Source organism: Nocardioides antri (assembly GCF_008373765.1).
Lineage (GTDB): Bacteria > Actinomycetota > Actinomycetes > Propionibacteriales > Nocardioidaceae > Nocardioides > Nocardioides antri.
On record NZ_VUJW01000003.1, the window covers coordinates 509,229 to 529,645 of the forward strand.

The 20,417-nt window shown below is 72.1% G+C and carries 23 protein-coding genes and 3 tRNA genes; 15 read left to right on the forward strand and 11 right to left on the reverse strand.

What is annotated here, in order from left to right; all coding sequences use genetic code 11:
• Positions 1-96: 96 nt before the first annotated feature.
• The 3 genes from F0U47_RS08660 to F0U47_RS08670 are packed head-to-tail and all read left to right on the forward strand — an operon-like array spanning position 97 to position 1,753.
• Positions 97-1,032 carry an ATP-binding protein gene (locus F0U47_RS08660; RefSeq protein ID WP_246159530.1) on the forward strand — a complete coding sequence of 312 codons (936 nt, stop codon included), beginning with the start codon at positions 97-99 and terminating at the stop codon, positions 1,030-1,032.
• Positions 1,029-1,424, forward strand: a complete 396-nt coding sequence (locus tag F0U47_RS08665) for a fluoride efflux transporter FluC (RefSeq protein WP_149749889.1) — start codon at positions 1,029-1,031, stop codon at positions 1,422-1,424. Before F0U47_RS08660 ends, F0U47_RS08665 begins: the two co-directional genes overlap by 4 nt.
• A complete protein-coding gene (locus F0U47_RS08670) occupies positions 1,421-1,753 on the forward strand; it encodes a fluoride efflux transporter FluC (RefSeq protein WP_149749890.1) in 333 nt (110 codons plus the stop codon). The genes F0U47_RS08665 and F0U47_RS08670 overlap by 4 nt, the downstream gene beginning before the upstream one ends.
• On the opposite strand, the gene F0U47_RS08675 is transcribed toward F0U47_RS08670, so the two are convergent.
• The gene (locus tag F0U47_RS08675) at positions 1,744-2,100 is read right to left on the reverse strand and encodes a metallopeptidase family protein (protein WP_149749891.1); all 357 of its coding nucleotides are present in this window, start codon (positions 2,098-2,100) and stop codon (positions 1,744-1,746) included. The two genes, F0U47_RS08670 and F0U47_RS08675, sit on opposite strands and share 10 nt — an antisense overlap.
• 117 nt (positions 2,101-2,217) lie before the next feature.
• Between F0U47_RS08675 and F0U47_RS08680 the strand changes: the two genes are divergently transcribed.
• On the forward strand, positions 2,218-3,645 hold the full coding sequence (locus tag F0U47_RS08680) for an NAD(P)/FAD-dependent oxidoreductase (RefSeq protein ID WP_149749892.1): 1,428 nt from the start codon (positions 2,218-2,220) through the stop codon (positions 3,643-3,645).
• A 51-nt stretch (positions 3,646-3,696) separates the two neighbouring features.
• On the opposite strand, the gene F0U47_RS08685 is transcribed toward F0U47_RS08680, so the two are convergent.
• From F0U47_RS08685 to F0U47_RS08705, 5 genes are all read right to left on the reverse strand, one after another.
• Positions 3,697-3,770: transfer RNA gene (locus F0U47_RS08685), tRNA-Asp, on the reverse strand.
• 66 nt (positions 3,771-3,836) lie between these two features.
• Positions 3,837-4,595 (reverse strand): hypothetical protein, encoded by a 759-nt coding sequence (locus F0U47_RS08690; RefSeq protein ID WP_149749893.1) that lies wholly within the window; start codon positions 4,593-4,595, stop codon positions 3,837-3,839.
• A gap of 68 nt (positions 4,596-4,663) precedes the next feature.
• Complete coding sequence (locus F0U47_RS08695) at positions 4,664-5,380, reverse strand: hypothetical protein (protein WP_149749894.1); 717 nt, start codon at positions 5,378-5,380, stop codon at positions 4,664-4,666.
• Positions 5,381-5,546: 166 nt separating this feature from the next.
• Positions 5,547-5,619 (reverse strand) — tRNA-Glu (locus F0U47_RS08700).
• A 62-nt stretch (positions 5,620-5,681) separates the two neighbouring features.
• Positions 5,682-6,887, reverse strand: coding sequence for an MCE family protein (locus F0U47_RS08705; protein WP_149749895.1), 1,206 nt, complete (start codon positions 6,885-6,887; stop codon positions 5,682-5,684).
• 115 nt (positions 6,888-7,002) lie between these two features.
• Between F0U47_RS08705 and F0U47_RS08710 the strand changes: the two genes are divergently transcribed.
• Positions 7,003-7,076 (forward strand) — tRNA-Phe (locus F0U47_RS08710).
• 69 nt (positions 7,077-7,145) lie between these two features.
• Here F0U47_RS08710 and F0U47_RS08715 read toward each other — a convergent pair.
• Positions 7,146-8,762, reverse strand: coding sequence for a serine/threonine-protein kinase (locus F0U47_RS08715; protein ID WP_149749896.1), 1,617 nt, complete (start codon positions 8,760-8,762; stop codon positions 7,146-7,148).
• A gap of 116 nt (positions 8,763-8,878) precedes the next feature.
• On the opposite strand from F0U47_RS08715, the gene F0U47_RS08720 reads away from it, so the two are divergent.
• Genes F0U47_RS08720 through F0U47_RS08735 form a run of 4 tightly spaced genes read left to right on the forward strand, consistent with a single transcriptional unit; the run spans position 8,879 to position 12,591 of the window.
• Positions 8,879-9,628, forward strand: a complete 750-nt coding sequence (locus F0U47_RS08720; protein WP_149749897.1) for a histidine phosphatase family protein — start codon at positions 8,879-8,881, stop codon at positions 9,626-9,628.
• The gene (locus tag F0U47_RS08725; protein WP_149749898.1) at positions 9,621-10,514 is read left to right on the forward strand and encodes an NAD(P)H-hydrate dehydratase; all 894 of its coding nucleotides are present in this window, start codon (positions 9,621-9,623) and stop codon (positions 10,512-10,514) included. Before F0U47_RS08720 ends, F0U47_RS08725 begins: the two co-directional genes overlap by 8 nt.
• A gap of 56 nt (positions 10,515-10,570) precedes the next feature.
• Positions 10,571-11,389, forward strand: coding sequence for an alpha/beta fold hydrolase (locus F0U47_RS08730; protein WP_149749899.1), 819 nt, complete (start codon positions 10,571-10,573; stop codon positions 11,387-11,389).
• The gene (locus tag F0U47_RS08735; protein ID WP_149749900.1) at positions 11,386-12,591 is read left to right on the forward strand and encodes a SpoIIE family protein phosphatase; all 1,206 of its coding nucleotides are present in this window, start codon (positions 11,386-11,388) and stop codon (positions 12,589-12,591) included. The genes F0U47_RS08730 and F0U47_RS08735 overlap by 4 nt, the downstream gene beginning before the upstream one ends.
• Here F0U47_RS08735 and F0U47_RS08740 read toward each other — a convergent pair.
• A complete protein-coding gene (locus tag F0U47_RS08740) occupies positions 12,588-14,204 on the reverse strand; it encodes an FMN-binding glutamate synthase family protein (protein ID WP_149749901.1) in 1,617 nt (538 codons plus the stop codon). The genes F0U47_RS08735 and F0U47_RS08740 overlap by 4 nt on opposite strands.
• An 86-nt stretch (positions 14,205-14,290) precedes the next feature.
• Here F0U47_RS08740 and F0U47_RS08745 point away from each other — a divergent pair, with 86 nt between their 5' ends.
• Positions 14,291-14,479 (forward strand): hypothetical protein, encoded by a 189-nt coding sequence (locus F0U47_RS08745; RefSeq protein WP_149749902.1) that lies wholly within the window; start codon positions 14,291-14,293, stop codon positions 14,477-14,479.
• A 30-nt stretch (positions 14,480-14,509) separates the two neighbouring features.
• Here the strand turns inward: F0U47_RS08745 and F0U47_RS08750 are convergent, their stop codons facing one another.
• Positions 14,510-15,271, reverse strand: a complete 762-nt coding sequence (locus tag F0U47_RS08750; RefSeq protein ID WP_223162699.1) for a GTPase domain-containing protein — start codon at positions 15,269-15,271, stop codon at positions 14,510-14,512.
• Positions 15,272-15,337: 66 nt separating this feature from the next.
• Between F0U47_RS08750 and F0U47_RS08755 the strand changes: the two genes are divergently transcribed.
• From F0U47_RS08755 to F0U47_RS08765, 3 genes are all read left to right on the forward strand, one after another.
• Positions 15,338-15,772: a hypothetical protein gene (locus tag F0U47_RS08755; RefSeq protein WP_149749903.1), complete on the forward strand. Its 435-nt coding sequence runs from the start codon at positions 15,338-15,340 to the stop codon at positions 15,770-15,772.
• Between the two features lie 69 nt (positions 15,773-15,841).
• Positions 15,842-16,588 (forward strand): DUF8692 domain-containing protein, encoded by a 747-nt coding sequence (locus F0U47_RS08760; RefSeq protein WP_149749904.1) that lies wholly within the window; start codon positions 15,842-15,844, stop codon positions 16,586-16,588.
• 42 nt (positions 16,589-16,630) lie between these two features.
• Positions 16,631-17,005, forward strand: a complete 375-nt coding sequence (locus F0U47_RS08765; protein WP_149749905.1) for a nuclear transport factor 2 family protein — start codon at positions 16,631-16,633, stop codon at positions 17,003-17,005.
• Here the strand turns inward: F0U47_RS08765 and F0U47_RS08770 are convergent.
• Positions 16,998-17,921, reverse strand: coding sequence for an SDR family NAD(P)-dependent oxidoreductase (locus F0U47_RS08770; protein ID WP_188111235.1), 924 nt, complete (start codon positions 17,919-17,921; stop codon positions 16,998-17,000). The genes F0U47_RS08765 and F0U47_RS08770 overlap by 8 nt on opposite strands.
• A 51-nt stretch (positions 17,922-17,972) precedes the next feature.
• On the opposite strand from F0U47_RS08770, the gene F0U47_RS08775 reads away from it, so the two are divergent.
• Both F0U47_RS08775 and F0U47_RS08780 read left to right on the forward strand, forming a co-directional pair.
• Positions 17,973-18,413 carry an SRPBCC family protein gene (locus F0U47_RS08775; RefSeq protein WP_149749907.1) on the forward strand — a complete coding sequence of 147 codons (441 nt, stop codon included), beginning with the start codon at positions 17,973-17,975 and terminating at the stop codon, positions 18,411-18,413.
• Positions 18,410-19,999 carry a phytoene desaturase family protein gene (locus F0U47_RS08780; RefSeq protein ID WP_149749908.1) on the forward strand — a complete coding sequence of 530 codons (1,590 nt, stop codon included), beginning with the start codon at positions 18,410-18,412 and terminating at the stop codon, positions 19,997-19,999. The genes F0U47_RS08775 and F0U47_RS08780 overlap by 4 nt, the downstream gene beginning before the upstream one ends.
• Before the next feature lie 82 nt (positions 20,000-20,081).
• Here the strand turns inward: F0U47_RS08780 and F0U47_RS08785 are convergent, their stop codons facing one another.
• Positions 20,082-20,357: a hypothetical protein gene (locus F0U47_RS08785; protein WP_149749909.1), complete on the reverse strand. Its 276-nt coding sequence runs from the start codon at positions 20,355-20,357 to the stop codon at positions 20,082-20,084.
• Positions 20,358-20,417 lie beyond the last annotated feature (60 nt).

Genomic DNA, 20,417 nt, shown 5'->3' on the forward strand with positions numbered 1-20,417 from the left:
GGACGACCTCGACACCGACTCGGGAGCTGGACCACACGGAAGGGGTTCACGTTGCCGCACCGGCAGGTCCTCACCCTGACCACCGGTCCTCGTAGCGTGCAAGAAGCACGTCGCTGGGCGGTGCGGACGTGCCAGGCGATCGACCGGCAGGACCTCACCGAGTGCGCCGAGCTAGGCGTCTCCGAGCTCGTGACGAACGCGCTCCTCCACGCCGATCCGCCGATCCGGCTTCAGCTCCGCGGCACGACCGAGCACCCGCGGATCGAGGTCGCCGACGCCTCCGTCGTCCCGCCCCAGCCCGGCTCTGTCGCCGGCGGCATCGACCTCGACGCCTTCGACCTCGACGCCTTCGACTCCGCGGCCGTCGACGAGTTCGACGTCAGTGCCCTCCCCGGGTTCGGCCGCGGCCTCGACATCGTCGCCCGCGCCGCCGCGTCGTGGGGCGCGGTGATCGAGGAGGACGGCAAGACCGTCTGGTTCGAGCCGGCCGCGGGCTTCTCCGACGGGGCCGGCGCCAACTTCCAGCTGATGTCGCCGCCGGACACCGGCGAGCCCCGCACCCGGATGGGTGAGGTCGCCATCCAGATCATGGGCGTCCCGGTCCACGCGTTCGCGCTCTTCCAGCGGCACTACCGCGACCTGCGGCGCGAGATCCGGCTGCTGGCCCTCTCCCACGAGGACGACTACCCCCTGGCCAAGGTGCTGTCGGAGCACTTCAACGCCCTCGAGCTGCCCCTGCGGTCCAACATGGGGCGCGAGCAGGTCGACGACGCACTGGAGGCCGGCCGGGACACCATCGACCTGCGGTTGCGGATGCCGCCCCACGTCGCGCGCCAGATCGGCGAGCTGATCGACCTCCTCGACGCGGCCGACGACTTCAGCCGGGCCGAGCGGCTACTGACCGCGCCGCGCCTCCCTGAGCAGCGCGCGTTCCAGATCTGGTTCCTCAGCGAGTTCCGCCGCCAGGCGGCCGGCGCTTCACCGCAGCCGTGGTCCGACGCCTCCACCACGCGTCCTACGATCCGGTCGTGACCCGACCTGCCCCGCGGCCGCTCGCCGCGGTGGCACTCGGCGGAGCCGCGGGCGCCGTGCTGCGTCACCTGCTGGGTGAGCTGGCGCCCGACGGCACGGGCTTCCCCTGGACGACGTTCGCGATCAACGTCGCGGGGTGCGCGCTGCTCGCGGGCCTGGAGCTGCTGCCGCCGGCCCGGCGGTCCGCCACCTGGGCCGCCGGACTCGGGCCGGGCGTCCTCGGCGGGTTCACCACCTTCTCGGCGACCAGCGAGCAGGCGCGCTCCCTCCTCGCCGCCGGCGACGCCACGGTCGCCGGCGCCTACGTCCTCGGCACCCTCGGCGCCTGCCTGCTCGCGGTGGTCGTCGTCGGGCGCTACGCGCCGCCACTCCCCGCGGAGGACGAGCTGTGACCGCCACCCTCTGCGTGGCCCTCGGCGCGCTCGTCGGCGCGCCGCTCCGCTACCTCCTCGGCCTGCGGCTCGACGGCGTCCTCCCGTGGGGCACGCTCCTCGTCAACGTGGTGGCATCGCTCGGGCTCGGGCTCTGCGTCGGCTGGTCGATCGAGGGGCCGGCGTACTCACTGGTCGGTGTCGGGTTCTGCGGCGGCATGTCGACCTACTCCTCGTTCGCCGTGCAGACCCGGGACCTCGGCCCCCGGGGCGGCACGGCGTACGCCGTCCTCACGATCGGGCTGGGCCTCGCGGCGGCCGTCCTGGGCTACGGGCTGGCTCAGGCGTAGCCGAGGTCGTGGAGCCGGTCGTCGTCGATCCCGAAGTGGTGGGCGACCTCGTGCACGACGGTGATCCGGATCTCCTCGACCAGGTCGTCCTCGTCGTCGCACATGTCGAGCAACGGCCCCCGGTACAGGAAGATCCGGTCGGGCAGCTGGGGCAGCATGGACGCGTCGCGCTCGGTGAGCGCGACGCCGTCGTAGAGCCCGAGCAGGTCGTCCGGCTCGCCCTCCGGCGGCTCGTCCTCGACGAGCACGACGACGTTGCGGACGAGTGACGCGATCTCGTCGGGGATGGCGTCGAGCGCCTCCTCGACGATCGCGTCGAACTCCTCCGGGCTCATCTGCACGGGCATCCGTCAACCCCCTGGCTCGCCCCGATCCTGACAGGAAACACGCCAGAGTCCGAACCGACCCCCGCTCGGCGCGCGGTTTCGGCAGACTGCCTCGGAGGCACCGGCGGAAGGACTCACATGGCCAGGCACCACGTCGTCGTCATCGGATCGGGATTCGGGGGTCTGTTCACGGCGAAGGCGCTCAAGCGCGCCGACGTCGACGTCACCTTGATCTCGCGGACTACTCACCATCTCTTCCAGCCGCTGCTCTACCAGGTGGCGACGGGGATCCTGTCCCAGGGCGAGATCGCCCCGCCGACGCGGGAGGTACTCGCCCGCCAGAAGAACGTGCGGGTCATCCTCGGCACCGTCGACGCGATCGACGTGAACGCGCAGACGGTCACCTCCCACGTCGGCGGTCGGATGACCACCACCAAGTACGACTCCCTCGTCGTGGCCGCAGGCGCCGGGCAGTCCTACTTCGGGAACGACCGGTTCGCCGAGTTCGCCCCCGGCATGAAGACCATCGACGACGCGCTCGAGCTGCGCGGCCGCATCTTCGGAGCGTTCGAGCTCGCCGAGCTCGCGGAGACCGAGGAGGAGGTCACCCGGCACCTGACCTTCGTCGTGGTGGGCGCGGGGCCCACCGGCGTCGAGATGGCCGGCCAGATCGCCGAGCTCGCGCAGCGCGTCCTGCGTCATGACTTCCGCGCCATCAACACCCGCGAGGCGCGGGTGCTCCTCGTCGACGCGGCGCCGCAGGTACTGCCACCGTTCGGGTCCAAGCTCGGCGAGGTGGCGAAGAAGTCCTTGGAGAAGCACGGCGTCGAGGTCGTGCTCGGCGCGATGGTCACCGAGCTCGACGAGCGGGGGGTGACGCTCGCGTTCAAGGACGGTACGACGCAGCGGGTCGAGAGCGCCTGCAAGGTGTGGGCGGCCGGTGTGCAGGCGAACCCCCTCACCCAGACCCTCTCCGCCCAGACCGGCGCTCCCCTGGACCGGGCCGGACGGATCAGCGTCAACCCGGACCTGACGCTCCCCGGCTACCCGGAGATCTTCGTCATCGGCGACATGATGGCGCTCGACAACCTCCCCGGTGTCGCGCAGGTCGCCATCCAGGGCGCGAAGTACTCCGCCAAGACGATCGTCCGCCGGGTCGAGGGCAAGGACCCGCTCAAGCCGTTCAAGTACTTCGACAAGGGCTCGATGGCCACCATCTCCCGGTTCAGCGCCGTGGTGCTCGTGGGGAAGCTCCGGGTGTCCGGCTTCCTGGCCTGGCTGATGTGGCTGGTCCTCCACCTCGTCTACCTGACCGGCTTCAAGAACCGGATGACCGCCCTCGGCCACTGGGCCGTGAGCTTCCTCGGCCGCGGTCGGGCCGAGCGGACCGTCACCGAGCAGCAGGTCTACGCACGACGCGCGATCCAGCGGATCCAGGGCGGCACCAAGGCCCTCGCGTCCTCGCCGGAGGAGTGGAACCGGGTCCGTCTGGCGCTCGAGCAGCAGGCCGCCGAGCAGGCACGCCTCACCGACGAGCAACAGCGCGGCGTGCCCACGAACACCTGACCCAGGAACGCGCGAGGCCCCTGCCGGATCGGCAGGGGCCTTACGCTTCTGCGACCCCGACGGGACTCGAACCCGCGGCCTCCGCCGTGACAGGGCGGCGCGCTAACCAACTGCGCTACGGGGCCTTGTGAAGCGGTGGAACTCTAACCCATCGTGCCCCGGCGATCCCAATCGACGGGGCTCGGGCCGAGCTAACGCACGTCGGTGTTGATCGGTCGCGGCGGCGGCTCGTGTCCGGGCGGTCGCGCGGGGATGGGAGGCGGCTCCGGCCAGCCGAACTTCTCCATCCCCCACACGAACGTCTCACGCGCGATCTCCACCAGCGTCAGCTCCGGGTCGGCGTTGCCGACGAACAGCTGCGAGGGGATGTCGACGGACACGAGGACCTCGCCATTGGCCTTGCGCCGGTGCCAGCGGCGTGTCGAGTCACGGTCCACCACGACGTACACGATGGAGAACAGGTCGCCCTGCGTGCGCAGGAGGTAGTCCTGCCAGGAGGCGTCGGCGAAGAACCACTCGTTCTCAGCGGTGGCCGGGGCCCGGAAGCCCCGGCGTTCGCTGAGCCAGGCGATGCCGGCGCCGGGCGCGACCTTCTCCTCACGCGGCGGGAGGCGAGGCGGCAGCGGAGGTGGCGGCGGGAGGGCGGCAGCGGCAGCCATGTCGTGGAAGAACCGCTCCTTCACCCGCCGGTAGACCTCGGCGTTCTCCTCCGCGCTCGCGCCGTCGAGCCAGGCGGACGGGATGGTCGCGGTGGCGACGAGCTTGCCGTTCTTCTGCCGCCCGCCCTGGAACGTGTAGTCCTCGGCGTCGTCTCGGACCTTGAGGACGAGCAGGGTCGGTGGCCGGCGCCCGTAGACCTCCCACAGGTAGTCCTGCCAAGCGGCCGACGCCTCGAAGTCACCCTCCGAGGCGTCGGCCACTCGGCGCGTGACCAGATGTCGCGACTTCACGTCGACCCCGTCAAAGGTCGGCATCGAGTTCGCAGGCCGGTCCATACCTCTCCTCGCCGCGGGAGCCCTCACAGACACCGTCTCATCCCGACCGGCCGCTTGCCCTTCTTGGCGACGTAGCGCGCGCAGTACGTCGCCTCGATCGCCCGCGCCCGGTACCAGCCGACCACCTTGGTCCGGAGCCACTTCCACTTGCAGGACTGCCAGACCGTGACGACGTGACCGTTGCAGGCCGAGAGCTGGGACCGCGGCCTCGAGGCCCCGGCGGAGGTCTTCGTGATCCCGTACTTCCAGGCGTCCTTCTTGCCGGTGGAGTGCCGGGTGAACCAGATCTGGTAGACGTTGTAGCGGACCCGGCGGTTCTTCCGGGCCGTCGAGGAGCTCTTGTTCGGCCACGGCACGTCCTGGGCCTTGACGAAGTCCTTCATCCGGTCGATGACGGCGGGTGCCATCAGCGTGCCCATCAGCGCAGTCGCCGCGCCCCACTGGGCCGTGGTGGTGCCGGTCACTGTCCCGCGCCGCGGGACGGCGACGTGGGGCCCGTAGAACATCCGCGGCGGAACGCTCGACAGGGTCTTGCACGTGAAGACGTCGCGCCGCGCTGCGCGCAGGCCGGGCGCCGACAGGCACTCACGGGCCGCCTGCAGCTCCTGGGAGAGGGGACCGAACCTGACCTGGGCCGCACCCCGCGTCGAGGACGGGGCGACCTCGGCGGAGCTGACCACGGCCGTCGGAGCGAGCGACGCGAGCGACAGGCATGCCGCGGCAAAGACTGTGCGTTTCATTTTTCTTGACCTCCCGAGCGGGTGATGGCGCCTGCGCAGGGGATCCTGCGACGCCGGGAGTTCAAAATGGAACAATCCAGGGAAATGCGCAAGCCCTGGCCCGAGCGGTGTGGACAAGGGTGACGGAGGAGAGCGGCCGGTACTCGCCAGGAGAGGACGAGCTCGGCACCCCCGACCGGATTCGAACCGGCGCTACCGCCGTGAAAGGGCGGGGTCCTGGGCCGCTAGACGACGGGGGCCCACCGCGCCGGACGAGGCCAGCGCAGCCCGCACAGCATAGACGTGGGGGTGCCCCTGCTGCCTAACCGCGGGAGTCGAGCAGGGGGTCGAGGTAGAACCACTTCCACGAGTCCTCGCCCAACACCGGCGACGACGCGAAGTCGGGGCCGCCCGCACCGAAGGGGACGCGCGGCAGGTTCTGGTAGCCGCGCGCGTTGCTCTGCGTCGGCGGCTCGGTGCAGCGGGCGTCCTTGTTCAGCTCGCGGTCCTCGACGTTCTGCGGGGGGCGCGTGTCCGTGCCCTCGTAGCCCTCGTAGCACGGCTTCGTGGTGGTGAGAATCAGACCGACGTGGGTCTCGTAGTCGTCGGTGTGGGGGTTCTTGTCGATCACCGTGAACGAGCCCTCCAGCAGGTCGGGGTACCGGACGAGCAGCATCTCGAGACCGTCCAGGTTGTCCACCACGACCCGGCCGGTGGTGATCAGGTTGTTGAGGAGAGCGGCCAGCTCGGGCTCGTTCTGCTCCAGGAACGTGCGCAGCTGGTTGGCCGTCGACGAGCCGTGGTCGATCACCCTGCGGAGGTCGCCGTCGGCGCCGGCCAGCGCGCGGGAGAAGGTCCGCAGCCCCGTGGCGAACGTGCGGAGGGAGCGGGACGAGTCGAGCTGCCCCTGCAGAACGGTGTTGGTGTCGCGGATCAGGGCGGCCGTGATGTCGAAGTTCTCGTTGGCGGTCTGGATGAACGAGTTGCCGGTGTCGATGATCTGCTGCAGGTCCTCGCCGGTGCCCGCGAACGCCGTGCCCAGCTCCTGGATGGTGACCCGCAGGGCCTCCTGGTCCACGCTGTTGACGGTGCGGACGATGTCGCCGAGCAGCTTCTCCGTGCGGATCGGCGTGGCGACGTCGGTGATGGTCGAGCCGTCCTCGAGGTAGGGGCCCTCGTCGACGTTCGGCTGCAGCTCGACGTACTGCTCCCCCACTGCCGACCGGTTGCCGACCAGGGCCCTGGTGTCTGCAGGGATCTCGTCCCACTCGTCGTCGATCTCGAGATGGACGTCGACGCCAGCCTCGGTCAGCTCCAGCTCGGTCACCTTGCCGATCCCGACGCCGCGGTAGGTCACCTCGCCGCCGACGAAGATGCCCCCGGACTCCGGGTACTCCGCCACCACCGTGTAGGACTGGTCGACGATCATGCGGTCCAGCTGGGCGTAGCGCGCGCCGACGTACGACACGCCGAGGAGTGTGATGACGGCGAACACCAGCAGCTGGACCTTGGTACGGCGGGTGATCACACGGAGACCTTGCCATTCGCCACGCCGTTCCGGTGAATGATCGGACGTGAGTCGCCTCACGGTCGACGCCGCTTTCGTACGGCGGGCGCACCTCCGGTATCGTGTGCCCCTGCTCGGGCAGGTAGCTCAGTTGGTACGAGCGTCCGCCTGAAAAGTGGAAGGTCGGCGGTTCGACCCCGCCCCTGCCCACCGAGTGGGTTCGGCCCCTGACCAGCGGTAGCGCTGGTCAGGGGTCGTTCTCGTTCTCCTCGGTCCGGCTCAGACCACCTGGTCACCGACGATCTGCAAGCCGTCGCCGGTGTTCTCCACGGTGATCAACCGGGTCTCGGACTCGGTGCCCTCGGCGGTGCTGTAGATCAGCTCGACGACGACGGTCTCCGCCGACTCCGCGACGGTGTCCTCCACGGTCACCGCCTCGACGGTGCGCCAGAAGCCCTGGTAGGAGCCGTAGCCCCCGACCTCGGCCTGCATCTCGTCCGAGAGCAGGGCCCAGGCCGAGTCCGTGTCAGCCGGCAGGAGGGCGTAGTAGTCGCTCACGAACTGCTCCGGCGACGTCGTGGAAACCGCGTCGGTGCTGTTTTCGGTGCTGGTTTCGGTGCTGGTCTCGGGGCTGGTCTCGGCGCTGGTGGCGGGATCGTCCTCGGGCACGGACTCGGAGGCGCCTCGCTTCGCGTCCGAGGCTCCGCCGTCGACCGGGCTCTCCGAGGTCTCAGCCGTCGGGTCGCTGCCGCCACCTCCCAGTACGTCCCCCACGACGAACGCCGCGGCCACGACGACCAGGACGGCCACCGCGATGCCCAGCAGCGGCAGCACCCACCGGCGGGAGCCCTGGTCCGCCGCCGACTCGTAGGCCGCCGCAGGCGCCGGCCGTGGCTCTGCCTGCCGGACCGGCACGGCGGCAGCCGGGACGGGCGTCCTCTCATGGGTGGGCTCGTGGGTGGGCTCGTGGGTGGGCTCGTGGGTGGGCTCGTGGAGCTCCGGCGTCGGCAGCGCGAGCGTGCCGTGCTCGTCGCTCTGTGCGGCCAGGGCGACGGCGCGGAGCTCGTGGGCGACGGCGGCCATCGACGGACGGTCGTCCGGGTCTGCAGCCATCATCCGGCGGATGATCGGGCCCAGTGCCCCTGCCCGGCGTGGCTCGGGGGGCGGGTTCTCGGCGATGTGGACCAGCAGGGCGAGCGAGTTGTCCTTCGGGGGCCACGGCCCCTCGCCCTCGACGGCGGAGAAGAGGGTGGCACCGAGCGCCCATACGTCGTCGGCGGGCGTCGCCGTCAGACCGCGCGCCAGCTGGGGGGAGAAGTACATCGGCGTCCCGGTCACCATCCCGGTCTGCGTGAGGGTCTCGTCGTCGACCGAGCGGGCGATCCCGAAGTCGGAGATCTTGGCGTGGTCGTTGTCTCCCACGAGCACGTTGCCGGGCTTCACGTCCCGGTGCACCGTCCCGCGACTGTGTGCCGCGGCCAGCCCGTCGGCGACCTGGGCTCCGACGTGAGCCGCCCGGCCGGGCGGGAGCGGACCGTCCTCGCGGGTGAGCTGGGAGAGCGTGCGCGACGGGAGGTACTCCATCACCAACCAGACATGGTGGCCCTCCTCGACCGCGTCGTAGATCGACACGACGTTCGGGTGGCTGAGCGCGGCCGAGGTGCGCGCCTCGCGCAGCGCCCTCGCCAGGTGCGGTGTCGACTCCCCCGGCAGGCCGCCGAGCTGCTTGGCCGCCACCTGCCGTCCCAGCAGTGTGTCGTTGCACAGGTAGACGGCTCCCATGCCGCCACGGCCGATCTCGCGCAGCACCTCGTAGCGGCGGCCGATCGTCTCCGGTGGCATGTCCAGCTCCTTGTCGTCGGTGCCGCAGCAGTACCCGGCACCGTCCCGACTCACGCGGGTACCGCTCCCGGCGACGGTGCCTTCGGCAGGGGCAGGACGAGGCAGTACCCCGAGAACCGAGCATCGACCCGCCGCGGCCGGGTACCACCCGCCTGACGACAAGGGGTGCGATGCGACCGAGGTGGGACAACGGCCCGGACGAGCTGGTGCTCGTCCGACACGGGGAGAGCGTCGGGAACCAGGCCGACACGGCGGCGCGCGACGCCGGGGCAGAGGTGCTCGACCTCACCGCCCGCGACGCCGACGTCGAGCTCTCGGAGACCGGCCGGGAGCAGGCGCTGTCCCTGCGCCGCTGGGCCGACCAGCTCGAGCCGGACGCGCGCCCCACCGTGGCGGTCTCGTCGCCGTACCGCCGCGCGGCCGACACCGCCGCACTGGCCCTCGAGGGACTGGGCGTCCCGGTCGAGCACGACGAGCGCCTGCGCGAGCGTGACCTCGGCGTCCTCGACGGCCTGACCGGCGTCGGCATCCGCGCCCGGTTTCCCGACGAGGTCGAACGCCGGGACAAGCTGGGCAAGTTCTACTACCAGCCCCCGAGCGGGGAGAGCTGGGCCGAGGTGGCGCATCGCGTGCGCACGTTCCTCCACGACCTGCGGTTCGGGTACGACGGGGAGCGGGTGTGGCTCTTCACCCACCAGGCTGTGATCATGTCCTTCCGCTACGTGCTCGAGGGGATCGCGGAGCCCGACCTGCTCGACCTCGACCGGAAGGTGCGGATCCCGAACGCCTCGGTGACGACGTTCCGGCGGTCGGGCAGCCTCCTCGAGCTCGAGTCCTTCGCCGACACCTCCGCCGTCGACAGCCGCGACGTCGAGGTGACGCGCGAGGAACCGCACGGACGGGGCGACGACGTTGCCTGACTCTCCCGTCTCGCCGGGCGACGTCCGGGTGGTGACGCCGACGCTGCTGCGGGACTGGCCGCTGCCGGAGCCGGGCGAAGACAAGCAGTCGAGCGGTCGGCTGCTCGTGCTCGGAGGGTCGACGCGGTCTCCCGGTGCCGTCCGCCTGGCCGGCGAGGCGGCGTTCCGGGTCGGTGCCGGGAAGGTGACGCTGGCGACGGTCGAGACGGCGACGGCCGGGCTGGCGCCGCTCCTGCCCGAGGCCGCCCTGCTGCCGCTCACGACTGCCGGTGGCTCCATCGACGTCGAGCAGGCGGCGAGCATCGTCGACGAGGTGAGCGGTGTCGACGTCCTTCTCGCCGGCTCCGGCCTCGTCGACGCGGAGCACGCGGTCTCGCTGCTCGAGCGGGTCCTCCCCCACACCGACGCCGCCCTCGTGCTCGACGCGCTCGGCTCGGCGTACCTCGCAGAGCATCCTGAAGGCCTGTGGCACCTCGACGGTCCCGCTGTGCTGACCGCGAACCCCCGCGAGCTCGCCCACGTCGCCGGCGCCAGCGAGGACGACGTGACCCGCGACCCGGTGGGCGTGGCTACCCGGGTGGCGGAGCAGTGCCACGTCGTCGTCCTGTGCGGCGGCACCGTCAAGCACCTGGTGACGCCCGAGGGAGAGGCCTGGGTGGTGGAGGGCGGAGGGCCGGGCCTCGCCGCATCGGGATCGGGCGACGTCCAGGCGGGCATCGTCGCGGGTCTGCTCGCCCGCGGCGCCACCCCTGCGCAGGCGGCGGCCTGGGCCGGCTACATCCACGCGCGCTGCGGAGAGCGCCTCGCCGCCACGATCGGCCCGGTGGGCTACCTGGCGCGGGAGCTGCCCGCTCAGGTGCCCGCCGTGCTCGCCGAGCTGGCCTGAGACGCGGCGGGTTCACCGGCCGCGGCGCGGCTGTCCTCCTCGACTACAGTCGAGCGGTGGACGCCGCTGCCAAGCTCAACGTGACCGTCACCGGGCCGCCCGACGGCCAGCCGATGGTCTTCGCGCACGGCTTCGGGTGCGACCAGGAGATGTGGCGACACGTCGCTCCCTCGTTCGCGGACCGCTTCCGCGTCGTGCTCTTCGACTACGTCGGTTGTGGCGGCTCGGAGGCGTCCGCGTGGGACGCCGAGCGCTACTCGACGCTGCACGGGTACGCCGCCGATGTGCTGGACCTGGTTCACGACCTGGACCTGCGCGACGTGGTGTTCGTCGGCCACTCCGTCTCGTCGATGATCGGCGCTCTCGCGGTCGCCGCCGAGCCGGACCGCTTCGCCCGCCTCGTCATGGTCGGCCCGTCGCCGCGTTACATCGACGACCCCGGCTCGGCGTACTCCGGAGGCTTCGGCGAGGCCGACATCGTGGAGCTTCTCGACTCGCTGTCGAGCAACTACCTCGGCTGGTCGGCCGCGATGGCGCCCGCGATCATGGGCAACGCCGACCGACCCGAGCTCGGCGAGGAGCTCACCCAGAGCTTCTGCCGGATGGACCCCTCGATCGCGCAGCAGTGGGCTCGCGTGACCTTCCTGTCCGACAACCGACCGGATCTCGCGCGGGTGACCGTCCCGACCCTCGTGCTGCAGTGCCGCGACGACGCGATCGCACCTGTCGCGGTTGGCGAGTACGTCCACCGGTCGCTGCCCGTCAGTCAGCTGGTGCTTCTCGACGCCACCGGCCACTGTCCCAACCTGAGCGCGCCTGAGTCCACCGTGCGTGCGATCGCCGACTTCGTCGGAGGGGTTGGGGCGGGGGCGTGACCGAGCCCGCCCAGGAAGCCTTCCTCGACGCCCTGGTCGAGGACGACCCGGTCCAGCTCTACGAGCAGGCGCCGTGCGGCTTCCTGTCGACGACCCCTGAGGGAGTCATCGTGAAGGCCAACGCCACCCTCTGCAGGTGGTTGGGCACGGACCGCGAGGGACTGGTCCGACAACGGTCGTTCGTCGACCTGCTGACCCCAGGTGGTCGTATCTACCACGAGACGCACTACGCGCCCCTGCTGCAGATGCACGACAAGGTCCGGGAGCTGGCTCTGGACCTGGTGCGCGCGGACGGCGGCCGCCTCCCGGTCCTGGTCAACGCGACCCTCGTGCGCGACGAGGAAGGACGACCGCGGCTGATCCGTGTCGCCGTGTTCGACGCGAGTGACCGACGGCGCTACGAGCGCGAGCTGCGGGCAGAGAAGGATCGGGCGGAGGCGTCGGAGGCACGCGCCCGTACCCTCGCGCGGACTCTGCAGCAGACGCTCCTGCCGCCCACCGAGCCGCGGATCCCGGGGCTGGAGCTCGCGACCGCCTATCGACCGGCTGCCGACGGGCTGCTCGTCGGCGGAGACTTCTACGACGTGTTCCAGCTCGGCCGCGACGAGTGGGGCGTCCTCCTGGGCGACGTCTGCGGCAAGGACGCGGAGGCGGCGACGGTCACGGCGCTCGCCCGCTGGACGCTGCGCGCTGCAGCCGTCGAGTCCGAGGGGACGGCACACGCGCTCGCCAATCTCAACGAGCTGCTCCGGAGCCACGAGACCGAGCTTTTCTGCACCGCGGTCCTCGTCCGGCTACGCCCGCACGGCGCGTCCTGGCGAGCGGTGCTGAGCGTGGGCGGACACCCGCCACCGCTGCTGCTTGGCGGGAGCGGTGAGGTCGCGGCGGTCACCGAGGCAGGACCACTCATCGGGGTGATCGAGGGTGCCCACTACCCGGAGACGCACCTGACGATCGAGCCGGGGCGGGGTCTCCTGCTCTACACCGACGGAGCGACCGACGCGCGCCGCGGGTCGGACTTCTTCGACGACCACCGCCTGCTGGCGTCGGTCCGCGCCCGGGGCAGCGAGCCCCGACGCCTGGTCGACGGTCTGGTCGGGGACATCGAGGAGTTCCAGGAGGGCCCCGCCAGCGACGACCTCGCGCTGCTGGCGTTGCGTGTGCCTCCGTCCCCCGCGCACCGCGAGCAAGACGTGCGCTAGTCGCCCGTCTCGGGCAGGTCCCCCTCGAGGTCGTCGCTCGGAGGGCCGTCCTCGGCGGTCTCGGGCGGACCCTCGGTCTCCACCTCTTCCTCCTCGGTCGCCGCCATGATCCGCGAGATCTCGGCGCAGTCGTCGTCCGAGGGGTAGCCCCAGCCCGGCTCGTAGCCGTAGACGTCCTCGAGCAGGCCACCGCCCGAGAGGTGGTCGACGAGCTCGACCGACCGCGGGCCGATCAGGCCGGGGTGGGCGACCCCGCAGGTCTCCGCGACCTTGAGGAGGTCGCGGCGCAGCGTCCGCACGTAGTTGGCCACCCGGTCGCCCTTCGACACCGGCTCGAGGCCATGGGTCAGCCACGGGTGCTGGGTGGCGACGCCGGTCGGGCAGCCGCCGGTGTGGCACTTCTGGGCCTGGATGCAGCCGACGGCGAACATCGCCTCCCGGGCGACGTTGACCATGTCGACGCCGAGCGCGAACGCGACCACCGCGTTGTCGGGCAGGCCCAGCTTGCCGGCGCCGATGAACGTCACCTTCTCGTGGAGACCGCGACGGGCGAACTCGGCGTACGCGCGGGCGAAGCCGACCCGGAACGGCAACGACACCGCGTCGGTGAAGATCAGCGGCGACGCTCCGGTGCCGCCCTCCCCGCCGTCGATGGTGACGAAGTCGACGCCCCGCTCCTCGCGCGCCATCACGTCCGTCAGCCGCTGCCAGAACCCGAGGTCGCCGACCGCCGACTTGATCCCGACCGGCAGCCCGGTCTCCTCGGCGAGCATCTCGACGAAGTCCAGCATCGAGTCGACGCCGTCGAACTCGGCGTGCCGCGAGGGGCTGAGGCAGTCCTGGTCCATGGGGACGCCGCGGGTCTCGGCGATCTCCGGGGACACCTTTGCCGCCGGCAGCACCCCGCCGAGCCCCGGCTTGGCGCCCTGGCTGAGCTTGATCTCCAGGGCCCGGATCGGCGCCGAGTCGACCAGCTCCTTGAGCCGGGGCAGGCTGAACCGGCCCCGCTCGTCGCGACAGCCGAAGTACGCCGTACCGATCTGGAAGACGAGCTCGCCGCCGTGCCGGTGGTACGGCGAGACGGCCCCCTCACCGGTGTTGTGGAGGCAGCCGGCGTCGGCCGCACCACGGTTGAGGGCCTCCACCGCCGGGCCGGAGAGCGATCCGTAGCTCATCGCCGAGATGTTCACGACCGAGCCCGGGCGGAAGCTGTGCCGTCGTCCGCGCGGACCACCCAGCACCTTCGCCGCAGGCAGCCGGGCCTCCTGGCCGACGGCGCCGTGCGTGGGGTACTCCTCGCCGAACGTCCGGTGGTGGACGATGACGTTGCCCGCGGCCCGCTCGAGGTCGTTGTCGGTGCCGAACCCGAAGTAGTTGTTCTGGAGCTTCGACGACGCGTAGATCCAGCGCCGCTGGTCCCTGCTGAAGGGACGCTCCTCGTCGTTGCCGGCCACGATGTACTGCCGCAGCTCCGGGCCGACGGCCTCCAGCAGGTAGCGAGCGTGCCCGACCACGGGGAAGTTGCGCAGGATCGCGTGGTCTCGTTGCAGGAGGTCCCGGGCCGCCACCGCCCCGAGAGCTGCCAGCGGTGCCAGCACCAAGGATTTCCTCATGACTTCGTCTGTACCCGGGCGTGCCCCCGGCACCCCTGGCTCGTTAGGAGTCCAAGACACGCCTGCGCACCCCAGGAGGACAGACCATGGACGCCGCCACCATGGTGCTCTACACCGGCCTGCTGATGGCCGTCGCCGTCGGCATGACGGCATGGCGGCTGGTCGCCGCCGACGTGAAGGTCGGCAGTCAGGTCGACCGGCTTCTCGCGGGGTGCCTGGTCACCTCCGGCGTGCTGTTCGTGTCGGCACTGCTGCCGGGCAACCAGCTGCCCTGACGCCCCTCAGGCCCTCAGGCGCTCAGACCCTCAGACGTGGCCGGCGAGCTGCGCCATCCGGGCTTCGAGCGCGGCCAGGTAGGCGTCGCGCTGCCGCGGCTTGACCGGGGTGCCGTCCGCGAGGTGGCTGCAGGCGGGCAGCACGTCGACGGAGAGCTTGGCCCCGCCCGCCAGGGCGCGCAGCTCGTCGAGCCGGTCGCCGAACGGCGTCCCGCTGCCGGGGGAGTAGGAGCGGACCACCTCGTCGACGTCGTCCGGGTAGAGGTCGACCTTCGTCACGACGACGATCAGCCAGGTCGGGTGGCTCCGGCGCACGGCCATCGACGCGATCCGGTGGGCCGTGACCGTCCAGTCCTCGAGCTCGCGGCGTAGCTGCTCCTCGCGGTCGGCGGCGACGTTGCCGGTGGTGCCCGCCGTACGGCGCCCGGTCGCGTAGCCGTTGGCGACCACGTGCAGCACCCCGTCGACGGGGTCGTCGTGGAAGACCTGGTCCAGCGCCCCGAGCCGGGTCGCGGCGTTCTCGCCCGGGACCACGCGGAACCGGAAGCCCCGCAGGCGGGCGTCGCGTCGTACGCGCCGCTCCATGACGGCGGAGCCGGACTCGGGCACGCCACCGGGGCGTGGACGGCCGCTGAGGTGGTCGACGAGCTCGGTCTTGCCGACGCCGGTCATGCCGGTGACGGCCACCGTCGGGTAGCGGTGCTGGAACACACCAGCCAGCCGCTCCCGGCCCCGGCCGAACGCGGCGGGCACGGCGCGCAGGCCGGATCGCCGTGGTCGCACGTCGGTCATGCACGCTCCCCGGTGTCGGCGGTCTCCTGATGCGCCGAAGGTACCCGACCACCTACCGTGGCGGGCGTGGCTCTGCGACTCACCGGCGTCACGCCGTCCCCGGTGCTGGACCAGCCCGCGTTCGCGCCGGACGGGTCGGCCGCGCGGCTGCGCACCTACAGCGGCGAGGTCACGATCGTGCAGGACTCCGGGATTTTCATGTTCGTCCCCAGCCAGATCGACGCGACCCCGATGGGGTTCGTGCCACCGGACGCCGAGGCGGTCCGTGCCGGCGACGAGCCAGCGCTGGCGGCCGAGGTGACGATCGCGCAGATCCTCCCGGCGGGCAGCGGCGACAGCTTCAACGGAGCCGGCGCGACCGGCGTGACGGCGGCGCTGCAGCCGGACCAGAAGGACCCGGCGTGGAGCTGGCCGTACCTCTCGTTCCAGGCGTTGGGCGTCCGGCCGATGGTGCTGCGCTACCGGCTCACTGTGGTGAGCACCACGTCGCCCGCCTCCTGACCGCTCCGCGGGAGTACCAAATCGGTAAATCCGGCGAAGTCCGGCCGCCGGAGGACTTACCGTCCCGTTGTGTTGTCGTTCCCTCTCCTCCGCTGGCTCTGGACGAGCGCGGCCGTGCTCGTGGTCGGGCACGTCGTGACCCTCGTCCTCGACGTGCAGTTCGGTGTCCGGCGTGACATCAGCGTCCCGCGCCAGTTCGACCTGAACGCCGAGGGCAACCTCGCCGCCTGGTACGTGTCGTTCCTGCTGCTCTGCTGCGCCCTCATGACGCTGGCCGTCGCGGCCCACGCCCGGGAGCAGGGCGCGCCCCTCGCCCACCGCTGGGTCGCGCTGGCGGGCCTGATCGGGGTGATGGCGATCGACGAGACGGCCCAGCTCCACGACATGCTCACCGGCCCGCTGCGGCGCGGCCTCGAGATCGACTTCGGGCTCTTCTACTTCGCCTGGCTGCTGCCCGCGGTGGCGTTCCTCGCCTTCTGCGCTTGGTACTTCGCTCCCGTCGCCCTCTCGCTGCCGGCCGCCGTCTACCGGCGACTGATCGCCGCGGTGGCCGTCTACTTCGGTGGGGCCATCTTCGTCGAGATGCTCAGCGGGTACGCCGTCGAGAGCGGGCGGAAGTCCACGCCGTACCTCACCGTGCTGACGATCGAGGAGACCTGCGAGATCGTCGGCCTGCTGCTCGTCGTCGGGGCGCTGTTCACCCTGCTCCGCACGGTCCAGCCGCGCACGGTCGTCCAGCTGAGCGGGTCGGGCACCGTCGGGCTCGCTCCCGCCCCCTCCCTCACTCCCGAGCAGCCGGCCCAGCAGCTACCCTGAGTAGAACGAGAACACGTTCTACATTTGACCGAAGGGGCAGCCATGGCGGCCGAGCGGGACCAGATCCTCGAGACCATCCAGCGCTACGTCGACCTCGTCGGCAAGGGCACCGCCGACGAGATCCTGGCGCTGTACGCCGAGGGGGCGACCGTCGAGGACCCGGTTGGCACCGACGTGCGCACCACCCGCGAGTCGATCCGCGAGTTCTACGCCTCGATCGAGCCCCTCGAGCAGGAGAGCAGGCTGGTGTCCGCCCGCGTCGCCGCCGGGGAGGCCGCCTTCCAGTTCGAGCTGGTCACCCGCGTCGGCGACCAGACCTACACGCTCGCCCCGATCGACGTGATGACCTTCGACGAGGACGGCCGGATCACGACCATGCGGGCGTTCTGGAGCGACGCCGACATGGAGATCAGCTGACGGGCTCGAAGACGGCGCCCGGGTCCGGGTCGGCGGACCGCTCGCGGTCCATGCCAGCCCTGGTCACCATGGTTCCGGCCACCGCGTCGTAGGCCGGCGACGGCAGCAGCGCAAAGCCGGCGCGTGCGGCCCGGTGGAACAGCCGGGGCACAGGCTTCGCCAGCCGGACCCTTCGGCGCCCGTCGAGGAAGTCGACGACGTCGCGCGCCACGAACGAGGGGGGCACCAAGGGCGGCGGCGGACGCAGCGGATGGCCGACGTAGTTGGCCGCACGCCGGTAGATCGGGGTGTCCACGCCGCTGGGAGCGACATAGCCGATCCGGACGGCAGTGTCGGCGTACTCCGCCTCCAGCGTCCGGGCGAGCGCTCGCACGCCCCACTTGCTCACGGCGTACGGCGCGAGGTACTGCGCGGTCACGTGGCCCAGCAGCGAGCCGAACAGCAGGAGCGACCCGCGCTCCTGCCTCGCGAGGACCGGCAGGGTCGCGCGCGCCACGTTGGCGGACCCGAGCAGGTTGATCCGCACCACGGCGTCGAAGACCTCGGCGGGAACCCGGGCCACCGGACCACAGGCGAAGACGCCGGCGGCGTTGACGACTGCGTCGATCCGGCCGTACCGCTCCAGCGTCTCCTCGACCACGGCCGTCACCGCCGCCTGGTCACCGACGTCGGCCGGCAGCACGTAGGTCGACCGGGCCCCCGCGTCCTGCGCGACGCTCTCCACCTCTCGGAGCCGCTGCTCGCCGCGGGCCACCAGTACGACGGCCGCTCCCCGGGCGGCGACCGGCCGGACGATCTCCCGCCCGATCCCGCCCGAGGCTCCGGTCACCAGGACGACGTCACCGCTCGAGATCACGCTCCCGGCAGTACCCAGGGTCCGGTCGCCCAGTGCCCGGTAGCGTCGGTATGTGAGCACCGGGCACGGGTACCCCCTCGGCCCGACGCCCCCGCGAGCGAGGAGCCGCCGATGAGCACCCACCGACGTACCGTCCACGCCAGCGCCGACCAGGTCTGGAAGGTGCTCTGCGACGGCTGGCTCTACCCGCTCTTCGTCGTCGGTGCCTCCCGGATGCGCGACGTCGACGCCGACTGGCCCGCGCCCGGCTCCGAGCTGCACCACTCCGTGGGCACCTGGCCGGCGCTGATCGACGACCGGACCACGGTCCTGGAGTGCGACCCGCCGACCCGGCTGACCCTGCTCGCCCGCGCGTGGCCGACCGGCGAGGCGCGGGTGACGTTCCGCCTCGAGCCGCACGGCCCCGACACCGACGTGGTGATCGAGGAGGACGCCTCCAAGGGCCCGGCCCTGCTCATCCCCAAGCCCGTGCGCAGCCCGCTGCTCAAGTGGCGGAACACCGAGACGCTGCGCCGGCTGGCCTTCCTGGTGGAGGGTCGCGCCACGGCATGACGCTTCCTGACGCGGTCGTCGTCGGCGCCGGTCCGAACGGGCTGGTCGCTGCCAACCGGCTCGCGGACGCGGGGTGGTCGGTGCTGCTCCTGGAGGCGCAGCCGGAGGTGGGCGGCGCCGTGCGCAGCGACCGCGAGCTCGACCCGCAGTTCGTCCACGACACCTTCAGCGCGTTCTACCCCCTCGGCGTCGCGTCGCCGGCGCTCCGGGCTCTCCAGCTCGAGCGGCACGGGCTGCGGTGGCGGCACGCGCCGGCGGCGCTCGGCCACCCCACCGACGACGGCTGGGCGCTCCTGCACCGCGACCGGGAGCTCACGGCCCGCCTCCTGGACGAGGCCCACGGCGGCGACGGGGCCGCCTGGCTCGAACTCGTGGCCACCTGGGACCGGATCGGTGACGACGTCCTGTCCGCCGTGCTCTCGCCGTTCCCGCCGGTCCGGACCGGCCTCAGGGCGATGCCCCGCGTCGCACGGGCGGGAGGCCTCGACCTCGTGCGCACGCTCCTCAGCCCGGTCCTGGAGCTCGCCCGCGAACGCTTCGCCGGGCCGCGCGCCCGTCTGCTGCTCGCCGGCAACGCCGCGCACTCCGACATCCCGCTCACCGCCCCCGGCTCCGGGCTGCTCGGGGTGATGCTGGCGATGCTGGGGCAGACGGTCGGCTTCCCCGTGCCCGAGGGCGGCGCCGGCCGGCTGAGCGCCGCGCTCGCCGCGCGGCTGACCGCCGCGGGCGGGGAGATCCGCTGCGACACCGAGGTGGTCGGCATCGAGACCGCCGACGGGCGGGTGGCTGCGGTCAGGACGGCGGACGGCGAGCGGATCGCCGTACGCCGTGCCGTGCTGGCCGACGTCTCGGCGCCGGCGCTCTTCGGGCGGCTGCTCGCGCCCGCGGACGTCCCGGCGCGGGTGCACGCCGGCATGCGGCGGTTCCGTCCGGACCCGGGGACCGTCAAGGTGGACTGGGCACTCGCGGGGCCGGTCCCGTGGGCGGAGCCACCCGTCGTCGCACCGGGAACCATCCACCTCGCCGACTCGCTGGAGGACCTGGCGATCGCGTTCGACCAGGTCACGGCCGGCGTCGTGCCGACGAAGCCGTTCCTCGTCGCCGGCCGGATGACGACCGCCGACCCGACCCGCTCGCCTCCCGGCACGGAGTCCGTCTGGGCCTACACGCACGTGCCGCAGCCCGGCGACCTCGTGGGCGACGCGGGCGAGGAGATCGCCGGCCGGTGGGACCACGACGACCTCGAGCGGATGGCGGACCGGATCCAGGCGCAGTTCGAGCGCCGCGCTCCCGGCTTCGGCGCGCTGGTCCGCGCCCGGCGGGTGCTCGGCCCGCTCGAGCTGGAGTCCCGCAACGCCAACCTGATCGGCGGCGCGATCGGCGGCGGCACCAGCCAGCTCCAGCAGCAGCTCGTCTTCCGCCCGATCCCCGCGCTGCGCGGGCGGCCGGAGACCGGCGTGCCCGGCCTCTACCTCGCGTCGTCCGCGGCCCACCCCGGGGGCGGCGTGCACGGGGCGTGCGGCAACAACGCCGCTCGCGCCGCGCTTCTCCACGACCGGGTCCGCTCGACGCTGCGCCGAGCCTGACGTACCCCTTCCGCCCGGGACTCGTTGTCCAGGTGGCCGGACGGGCCTGCGCCATGGGGGAGCGGCTCGTCCGGCCCTTGTCTCAGAGGGTCCCGGACGCGCGGCGGACGCGCGCGGCGCCGACGACCAGAGCGCCGAGGATGACGACGCCGGACCCCCCGGCGATCGCCAGGAGGACGTTCCGGTCCGATGCCGAGTCGTCCGCCCGCTCAGCCGGCTCGACCACGGCGGTGTCCCCGTCCGGGGACGCGCCGTCGCCCCGAACGTCCGCCGTGGCGGCCACCCCGCCGGTGAAGACGGTGATCGACGCGGCGAGAGCCGTCAGCACGACGGCGAGGAGATGACGGATCGAGCGCACGACAGTACGACGTCCGGCGACCCCGTTTCGGTTGCGTGCCGGCCCGGGCTTTCGTCCCCG

Excerpts from the sequence above, each read along its gene's own strand:
- F0U47_RS08675 (WP_149749891.1), bottom strand. The coding sequence starts at position 2,100 with ATGCCCGTGCAGATGAGCCCGGAGGAGTTCGACGCGATCGTCGAGGAG.
- F0U47_RS08680 (WP_149749892.1), top strand. The coding sequence starts at position 2,218 with ATGGCCAGGCACCACGTCGTCGTCATCGGATCGGGATTCGGGGGTCTG.
- F0U47_RS08695 (WP_149749894.1), bottom strand. The coding sequence starts at position 5,380 with ATGAAACGCACAGTCTTTGCCGCGGCATGCCTGTCGCTCGCGTCGCTC.
- F0U47_RS08720 (WP_149749897.1), top strand. The coding sequence starts at position 8,879 with ATGCGACCGAGGTGGGACAACGGCCCGGACGAGCTGGTGCTCGTCCGA.
- F0U47_RS08740 (WP_149749901.1), bottom strand. The coding sequence starts at position 14,204 with ATGAGGAAATCCTTGGTGCTGGCACCGCTGGCAGCTCTCGGGGCGGTG.
- F0U47_RS08745 (WP_149749902.1), top strand. The coding sequence starts at position 14,291 with ATGGACGCCGCCACCATGGTGCTCTACACCGGCCTGCTGATGGCCGTC.
- F0U47_RS08750 (WP_223162699.1), bottom strand. The coding sequence starts at position 15,271 with ATGACCGACGTGCGACCACGGCGATCCGGCCTGCGCGCCGTGCCCGCC.
- F0U47_RS08765 (WP_149749905.1), top strand. The coding sequence starts at position 16,631 with ATGGCGGCCGAGCGGGACCAGATCCTCGAGACCATCCAGCGCTACGTC.
- F0U47_RS08775 (WP_149749907.1), top strand. The coding sequence starts at position 17,973 with ATGAGCACCCACCGACGTACCGTCCACGCCAGCGCCGACCAGGTCTGG.
- F0U47_RS08780 (WP_149749908.1), top strand. The coding sequence starts at position 18,410 with ATGACGCTTCCTGACGCGGTCGTCGTCGGCGCCGGTCCGAACGGGCTG.